This is a genomic window from Mesorhizobium sp. M2C.T.Ca.TU.002.02.1.1 (assembly GCF_003997225.1).
Genome location: NZ_RZTO01000427.1, coordinates 1 through 5,328 on the forward strand (window position 1 = coordinate 1; position 5,328 = coordinate 5,328).

Below are 5,328 nucleotides of genomic sequence, written 5' to 3' on the forward strand. Positions count from 1 at the left end.
GCGCTTCAGATGGCGGTCGTAGTGACCACCGGCGAGCACGCGATGCAAAAGCCGTTCGACGTGGCCGGAACTGTTGACCGTCGTGAGCATCTTGAGCTCGGCGAGTGCCGCGATGCGGTCGGCGCGCGTGGCGATGAACCCCGATCTCAGGCTTGCGGACAATGTCTTGGAAAAGGTGCCTATCGAGATCACATTCTTCAGCTGGTCCAGGGTCGCCAGCCGGTTGCCGGGTACGCCGGGCAGGTCCGCGAACGGATCGTCCTCGACCAGGACGAGGCCATGCCTCTCTGCGATCGTCAGGATCGCATGCGCGACAGGCGTCGTGATGGAACTGCCCGTCGGATTGTGGCCCAGCGACTGCGTGAAGAACAGCTTGGGGCGCTCTGCCGCGACCTTGTCGGAGAAATCCTCGAGGCTCGGTCCGTCCGCGGTGCGGTTCACGCCGACCATGCGGACTTGCGCGAGGGTCAACTTCGCGAAGAGCGGATAATAGCCGGGCTCGTCGACCAGCACCGTATCTCCGGGGGAAAGCATGGCGCGGATGATCAGGTCGAGCGCGTGATTGGCACCGAAGGTCATGAGGATGTTGTCGGCTTTCGCCTCGATCTGCTGCGTGGCGAGACGTCGGACCATTTCCTGCCGGAGCGGCAGGAAGCCCAGCGCCGATCCATAGGCATCGGCGTCAAGGGCCATCGCACTGCCATGCGCGCCCAGATGACGCCGGATTTCCGACTGCTCGGTCCAGGCGGGAGGCGGACGGCCATCGCCGACCCGGATATCAAAGCTCTGCTCGAGCTGGGCGCTGAGGAGCGAGGCAACGTCTACGGCTTCGGCCACGTGCCTCGGCCGTTGGGTGTGGACCGACTCGCCCGTCGAAGCCACGATGAATCCGGAGCCCGGCTTTGCCACGAGCTGTCCCGCCGCCACCAGCCGGTCATAAGCCTCGACCACCGTGTTCTTCGATACGCCGAACACGGCGGCGGCATTTCGGATGGACCAGATGCGGCTGCCGGGCAGAAGCGCCCCGGACGCTATCTCGCCTTGCAGCCTGCGCACCAGGCTGGCGGCCAGGGTCGCGGGTCGCTTCTTTGGTTTTGTCATGTCGATCGTTCGCATTCCTGGGTACAATTTTGGACAATTAATCAAAATTGTACCTTTGCATAGGGGTACTGAAGCGGTCATTTGTCCATCAAGAGGAAATGCATGGGAGGCAACCTTGATTGGCCTGAGGGAGGACACGGCACGTCCGGCGATCAGTTCGCGCCTGGAGGGATTGCGCAATCTGTCCCCGGCGGAAAGGCTGGATAAGGTCGCGCAAGCGGTCGATCTGGGGGATGCCGAACATCAATCCTTCGGCCGCGGCGGGCTACCGCTGGCACTGGCGAACGGCATGATCGAGAACGTCATCGGCACGTTCGAACTGCCGGTGGGCATCGCCACCAATTTCACCATCAACGGCCGCGACTATCTCATTCCGATGGCTGTGGAAGAGCCCTCCGTCGTGGCGGCCGCGTCCTACATGGCGCGCATCGCGCGCGCGCATGGCGGCTTCCACACATCGAGCAGCCAGCCCATCATGCGGGCACAGGTCCAGGTGCTGGACATCAGAGATCCGCATGCCGCGCGCGCCCGTGTGCTGAAGGAGCGGGATGCCATCGTCGCCGCGGCCAACGCCAAGGACAAGATGCTGATCTCGCTGGGCGGCGGCTGCCGGGACATCGAGGTGCATGTCTTCGACCAGACGCCGGTCGGACCGATGCTCGCAGTCCATCTGCTGGTGGACGTCCGCGACGCGATGGGCGCGAACACGGTCAACACGATGGCCGAAACGGTAGCGCCTCTGGTCGAGGCGATCACGGGTGGTGTCGTTCGGCTACGAATCCTGTCGAATTACGCGGATTTGCGCCTGGCCCGCGCCACGGTCACGATTCCGATGGAGGCGCTTAAGACGGAAGACTATGACGGCGAGCGCATCGCCCGTGGCATCGTCGCGGCCTGCGCCTTCGCCATCGTGGACCCCTATCGCGCGGCGACCCACAACAAAGGCATCATGAACGGTATCGACCCGATCGTCGTGGTGACCGGAAACGACTGGCGTGCGATCGAGGCGGGCGCGCATGTCTGGGCCTCGCGTTCCGGGCGCTACACCTCTCTCTCGAGCTGGGAGATCGACCGCGACGGACGTCTCGTCGGCACGCTGGAAATGCCGATGGCGTTGGGCCTCGTCGGCGGCGCCACCAAGACGCATCCGGCGGCACGGGCAGCGCTGAAAATCCTCGGCGTGCAAAGCGCGCAGGAACTGGCCGAGGTGGCGGTTGCAGTCGGGCTGGCGCAGAACATGGCCGCGCTGCGCGCCCTGGCCACGGAAGGCATCCAGAAAGGACACATGGCCCTGCACGCCCGCAACATCGCCATCGTCGCGGGTGCTGTCGGCGATGAGATCGAACGGGTCGCAGGCGCATTGGCGGCCAGCCATGATGTGCGCGTCGACCGCGCCAAGGAATTGCTCGAAGAGATTCGTGGCGGAACATGAAGCGATGACCGAGCCCGTTTCCGTCACCGAGGAAGCCCGCCAGCCTTTCGACCGACGCCTGCTGCGCAGTCAGGAAGGCATCGTGCTGGCGCTGGCGGTCCTGGCTTTCGCCGCATTCGCCTTGCTGCTGCCCGGCTTCCTTAGCCCCGGCAATCTTCTGGTGCTGGTGCGCAGCGTCTCCATTCTCGGCATCCTCGCCCTCGGCATGGCCCTGGTGGTGATCGCGCGCGGCATCGACGTGTCGATGATCGCCATCATGGTGGTCTCGGTATCCTGGGCCTTCGTGATAACCCGTGCCGGCTATCCGTTCGAACTCGCGCTGCTGATCGGCGCGGGTTTTGCCTTGATGACGGGCATGCTTATCGGCGCGCTGATCGCCTTCGGCGACGTGCCGCCGATTTTCGCCACGCTGGCCGCCGGCTCGGTGATCTATGGCACGGGCCGGACCTTCTTCTTCACGCTCGAAATGCAGAACGTGCCGCCGGACACGGACTGGTTCAGCCTGATCGGCCAGGGCAGTGTGCTTGGCATCCCGGTCACGGTCATCGCCTTTGCCGTCTTGTGCGGCGTCTTCCAGCTCGTGCTGCGCCATACCCGCTTCGGCTGGATGATCTATGCGATGGGTAACAATCCCAATGCGGCGCGTATGACGGGCATGCCGTTCCGGCCGATGACCGTCGCTCAATATGCCATAAGCGCCTTCGTCGCCTATCTGGCCGGGCTGATCCTGGCTTCGTCGGCTGCAGCGATCAATGCGCGGCTGTTCAACTCGACAATGATCTACGACATCCTGCTGGTCGTGGTGCTTGGCGGTATCGGCCTCAACGGTGGCCACGGCAGCGTGCGCAACGTCATGCTGGGCACCGTGTTCGTCGGCATTCTGCTCAACGGCATGACCATCATGAACATCGACTACACGATCCAGAACCTCGTGAAAGGCGTGGTCTTGCTGCTCGCCATCGTGGTCGATTCACTCATAAATCCACGCGACGAGCAGACCTCGCAGCAAGGGGATCTTTAGCTTCAACACAAGGTCGAACATCGGGAGGAAAAGATGAGACCGTTTCTGAAAAAATTGACGCTTGCGGCGTCTGTCCTCGTGGCCGGCCTGTCCTACGCCGGCGCGCAGGACAAGGGCCTGGAAAACCCGCGCAGCACGGCATTCAACGCCGCCCTGAAGGACAAGAAGGTCGTGTTCGTGCCCTTGTCCATGGGCTTCGACCTGACCGAGGGCTGGGCCGCGCAAATGAAGAAGCAGGCCGCGCGCCTCGGCTACAGTTTCGAGATCAGGGACCCCGCCTGGAGCACCGACGCGGGCGCCAAGGCGATCCAGTCGCTGATCACCGAAAAGCCCGACCTTCTGGTCATTCACAATCCGGACATCCAGTCCTACGCTCGGCTGCTCAAGCAAGCGCAGGCGGCGGGTATCAAGGTCGTTCAGATCAACCTTGAATCCAACACCACGACAGACTCCTATGTCGGCGCCGACTGGACCGAGATCGGCAGGAAGGCGGCGGAGGCCATCGTCGACAAATGCGACAAGGGCAAGGGCGTTTCCACCAAGGTCGCGATCGACACCGGCGTGCCGACCGCCGCGTCCGACGTCTTCCAGCTCGACGGCATCTACAAGGTCTTGAACCAGCACCCGGATATCCAGGTCGTCTCGCAGCAGGCCACCGAATACAATCCGGAAAAGGCCCGCTCGATCATGGCGACGGTGCTGCAGCAGCATCCCGACCTGTGCGGCGGCATCGGCATCTGGGACAACCAGGACACCGGCACGGCGTCGGCGATCAAGGAAGCCGGCAAAAGCGATCAGGTGTTCCTCGTCACCAGCGGCGGCGGCAACAAGGTCGGCTGCGAGAATGTCGAGAAGGGCCTCTTCAATCTCTACATCAGCTACAACGTGCCGCTCCAGGGCGATCTGCTCAACCAGGAGATCGCACGGCTGCTGATGTCGCAAAGCCCGGCAGGCGAAATCAAGACCATGTATTTCAACCCTCTCACCATGATCACCAAGGCCAATGTGAACCAGCGTAACTGTTGGACGCTCGACGATCTGAAATAGGCAAGCGGTTCATGGCTGACAGCAACACGCTGACGCAATTGCGCTACAGATATTTCTCCGGCCGGTTGGCCGGAGAAATCCTTTCCAAGAGCTGGATCGACTCCACGATACCGGCGATCGCCCTTGTGGCGACGGTCGCCGTCATGAGTTTCGTCATTCCCGGCCTGCTCAGCGCCGCGTATCTCGCCGATCTGGCGCGTCAACTCGCCGAATTCGGCCTGGTCGCGCTGGCGCTGACCCTGGTCATCATATCAGGCGGCATCGATCTGTCCGTCGGCTCGATGTTCGCGCTCTGCGTGCTGGCGGCGCTGATCGGCATGAACGTGCTGGAACTGCCTTTCGCCGCGGCCCTCGGCATGACGCTCGCGACCGGACTGGTCTGCGGCCTGCTGAACGGCGTGCTGATCGGCTATCTCAGGCTGCGCGCCTTCATCACGACGCTTGTCACGCTGGTGATCTACCGCGCCGTCTACGACATCATCTTCCCGCGTCTTGCCAGTGCGATCGTGGGCAGCACACCCGACTCGGCAAGCTGGGACTATCTCGGCTTCGGCGATTTTTACGGCTTGCCGGCGTCCTTCCTGATCTTCGCGGTGATTGCGGTCGCCATTCACATCACCTTGTCCCGGCTTCGCCCCGGTTGGCGCCTGCGGGCCGTCGGCGGCACGCGCAAATCCGCCTACAATGCCGGCATCGACGTCAAGCGCACTGTCTGCATGGCCTATGT

General features: G+C 63.1%; 5 protein-coding genes. 4 read left to right on the plus strand and 1 reads right to left on the minus strand.

The window, feature by feature from the left end; all coding sequences use genetic code 11:
• A partial coding sequence (locus tag EOD07_RS21220; protein ID WP_164772401.1) for a PLP-dependent aminotransferase family protein occupies window positions 1-1,101 on the minus strand: 1,101 nt, incomplete at its 3' end.
• Between EOD07_RS21220 and EOD07_RS21225 the strand changes: the two genes are divergently transcribed.
• From EOD07_RS21225 to EOD07_RS21240, 4 genes are all read left to right on the plus strand, one after another.
• Window positions 1,100-2,533 (plus strand): hydroxymethylglutaryl-CoA reductase, degradative, encoded by a 1,434-nt coding sequence (locus EOD07_RS21225; protein ID WP_127236856.1) that lies wholly within the window; start codon window positions 1,100-1,102, stop codon window positions 2,531-2,533. The two genes, EOD07_RS21220 and EOD07_RS21225, sit on opposite strands and share 2 nt — an antisense overlap.
• 4 nt (window positions 2,534-2,537) lie before the next feature.
• Window positions 2,538-3,554 (plus strand): ABC transporter permease, encoded by a 1,017-nt coding sequence (locus EOD07_RS21230; protein ID WP_127236857.1) that lies wholly within the window; start codon window positions 2,538-2,540, stop codon window positions 3,552-3,554.
• A gap of 33 nt (window positions 3,555-3,587) precedes the next feature.
• A complete protein-coding gene (locus EOD07_RS21235; RefSeq protein WP_041006711.1) occupies window positions 3,588-4,601 on the plus strand; it encodes a sugar ABC transporter substrate-binding protein in 1,014 nt (337 codons plus the stop codon).
• An 11-nt stretch (window positions 4,602-4,612) separates the two neighbouring features.
• A partial coding sequence (locus tag EOD07_RS21240; RefSeq protein WP_164772402.1) for an ABC transporter permease occupies window positions 4,613-5,328 on the plus strand: 716 nt, incomplete at its 3' end.

Coding starts and splice junctions, on each gene's coding strand:
- EOD07_RS21235 (WP_041006711.1), top strand. CDS start 3,588: ATGAGACCGTTTCTGAAAAAATTGACGCTTGCGGCGTCTGTCCTCGTG.
- EOD07_RS21225 (WP_127236856.1), top strand. CDS start 1,100: ATGTCGATCGTTCGCATTCCTGGGTACAATTTTGGACAATTAATCAAA.
- EOD07_RS21230 (WP_127236857.1), top strand. CDS start 2,538: ATGACCGAGCCCGTTTCCGTCACCGAGGAAGCCCGCCAGCCTTTCGAC.